Origin of the sequence: Marinobacter segnicrescens, from assembly GCF_900111555.1 — a bacterium.
Taxonomy (GTDB): domain Bacteria; phylum Pseudomonadota; class Gammaproteobacteria; order Pseudomonadales; family Oleiphilaceae; genus Marinobacter; species Marinobacter segnicrescens.
Genome location: NZ_FOHZ01000061.1, coordinates 1 through 2,263, shown reverse-complemented (window position 1 = coordinate 2,263; position 2,263 = coordinate 1). Strand labels below are relative to the sequence as shown.

At 59.3% G+C, this 2,263-nt stretch carries 3 protein-coding genes; all 3 read left to right on the top strand.

Annotated elements, in window-relative coordinates; genetic code table 11:
- The first annotated feature begins 3 nt into the window (after positions 1-3).
- The gene (locus tag BM036_RS20605; protein ID WP_425434118.1) at positions 4-159 is read left to right on the top strand and encodes an AtuA-related protein; all 156 of its coding nucleotides are present in this window, start codon (positions 4-6) and stop codon (positions 157-159) included.
- A 54-nt stretch (positions 160-213) separates the two neighbouring features.
- Positions 214-1,374 carry a C4-dicarboxylate TRAP transporter substrate-binding protein gene (locus BM036_RS19550; RefSeq protein ID WP_218144851.1) on the top strand — a complete coding sequence of 387 codons (1,161 nt, stop codon included), beginning with the start codon at positions 214-216 and terminating at the stop codon, positions 1,372-1,374.
- Positions 1,375-1,547: 173 nt separating this feature from the next.
- On the top strand, positions 1,548-2,263 hold a 716-nt coding region (locus tag BM036_RS19545), incomplete at its 3' end, for an alpha/beta fold hydrolase (RefSeq protein ID WP_091855294.1).

The following is a 2,263-nucleotide window of genomic DNA, read 5'->3' as shown; positions in this document are numbered from 1 at the left end:
GGTATTCACGGCATCAACTTCCTGTTGGCGGAGTCCCTGGATGGTGGGGGTGTCAGCTCCCTCCATCTCGATCCACAGGGGAAAACCTACTCCCAGGTACTGCTGGAACTGGAGATTCCGGTGCCGGAACAGGATGCCCGTAACTGGGGTCTGATCTGATTTCCCCGGCGACATCAATTGCCTGGGGCCGAAAATAACAATGAGGTATGGATCATGAAAATGAAAACACTGGCCCGGGCTACCCTGGCCACCCTCATGTCTGCCGGCCTGCTTATGGCAGGCCAGGCGCAGGCCCGTCAGCTGACCTACGCGATGGGGTTTCCGCCCAATTCGGACTCGGACATTGCCGGGCAGCACTTTGCTGAAACGGTATCGGAACTGACTGACGGTGATCTCACCGTCAAGGTGTTCGCACTGTCGCTGCTTAATTTTGCAGAGACCCCCGGCGGTGTCCGGGACGGCATGGCGGACATGGGGTACGTGCTGACACCCTATTTCCCGAACCAGTTCCCCCACATGAACCTGGTGGCGGAAGCCTCCATGCTGATCAACCTGATGGATGACTCCCTGCGCGGGCGCGAGGGCTACGCCTATGTGGGTGCCATGGCGGAGTTTGTCCTGCTGAACTGTCCGGACTGCCTGGCGGATATGGAAAAGGAAAACCAGGTCATGACCAGCAACGCTGGCAGCTCGCCATATGGACTGACCTGTACCAAGCCCGTGACCAACCGTGAACAGCTGGAAGGTGCCCGTCTGCGGGTGGCCGGCTCTCACTGGTCACGCTGGGCCCAGGCTTTTGGTGCAACACCGGTAACCCTGTCGTCCAACGAGGCAGCCGAGGCGCTGAGTCAGGGCGTAGTGGACTGCGTGGTGATTTCGGCGCCAGAGCTGACCAACCTGGGTCTGTTCGAGCATGTAACCGACATTACCATGTCGATTCCCGGCGGTATCTTTGCGGGTACGGCGACCACCAATATGAACCGGGACACCTGGCAATCGCTGAGTGAGAGTGAGCGCCAGGCCATTCTGAAGGCAGGAAGCCGCCTCGCCGCCGAGATTCCCTATGTCTACCATGATCGTGAGCAGAAAGTACTGGCGCGAATCCGGGACGAGCGGGGCGCCAAGCTGCACGAGGCGGACCCGGAACTGCTGGCCGAGATCCGGGATTTTGTCCGTACCGACCTGGAACGGATGGCTGAGTTCTATCGAACCGAGCGCGGCGTAGAGAACAGTGCCGAGATGCTGGCTCGCTTCCAGGAGATCCTGGAAAAATGGTCTGGCCTGGTGACCGAGGTGGACTCCCACGACGAGCTGGCCCAGCTTTACTGGGACGAGGTCTACTCGAAGATCGATGTGACCACTCACGGGATGTAAGGGCCCTGACCTTCATTCAGTAACCGTAATGCCAGATAGTTGCAAAACTATCTGGCATTTTTGATGGTAATTGAGGCATCATCATTACTTTGATAGCAAGCGCTCGATAAGCTTGCAGTGATGATTGATACCCTGCCGTGTCACAGGTGGGGTCGTAACACCGGAGAAAATCTATGGAACGCATCTACCTGAACGGCGCAGCGGGACTCAAGCTTGCCGCTGATGTTGCCGGCCACCCGGAAGACCAGCCTGTGGTCATGCTTCATGGTGGCGGCCAGACCCGGCACTCCTGGGGCGAGCTGACCCGCACCCTGGCGGGAAACGGCTACCGGGCCATGACCGTGGATATGCGTGGCCATGGTGAAAGCGACTGGTGTCCTGAGGGTGACTACAGCCTCGATCGCTTCGTAGAGGATGTACACGGCATTCTGTCCGACCTGGAACGCCCTCCGGTACTGATTGGTGCATCCCTGGGGGGCATCAGCTCCCTGCTGGCTGTCGGGGAGGCGACACACCTGCCGATTGATGGGCTGGTGCTGGTTGATATTGTGCCCAGGATGGAACCGGAAGGGGTGCAGCGCATCCGTCAGTTCATGTCGGCGCACATTGGCGGTTTTGATTCGTATGACGAAGTGGTGGAGGCTGTTAATGCCTATATGCCACACCGGAAGGCCAAGCCTCGCTCCAGCGAGGGTCTGCGCAAGAACCTGAGGGTAGGGGAAGACGATCGCCTTTACTGGCACTGGGATCCGGCCTTCATCAGTGGTGACCGCACACCGGGGTCTGTCCGTAACGTGGAGCGGTTGCGGGATGCTGCGCGGCGCATCGACGTGCCCACACTCCTGGTACGGGGCAAGATGAGTGACGTGGTCAGCGAGGAAGGGGTAAG

Bases quoted from the DNA above. Each gene is read 5' to 3' on its own strand.
- BM036_RS19550 (WP_218144851.1), top strand. From the start codon at position 214: ATGAAAATGAAAACACTGGCCCGGGCTACCCTGGCCACCCTCATGTCT.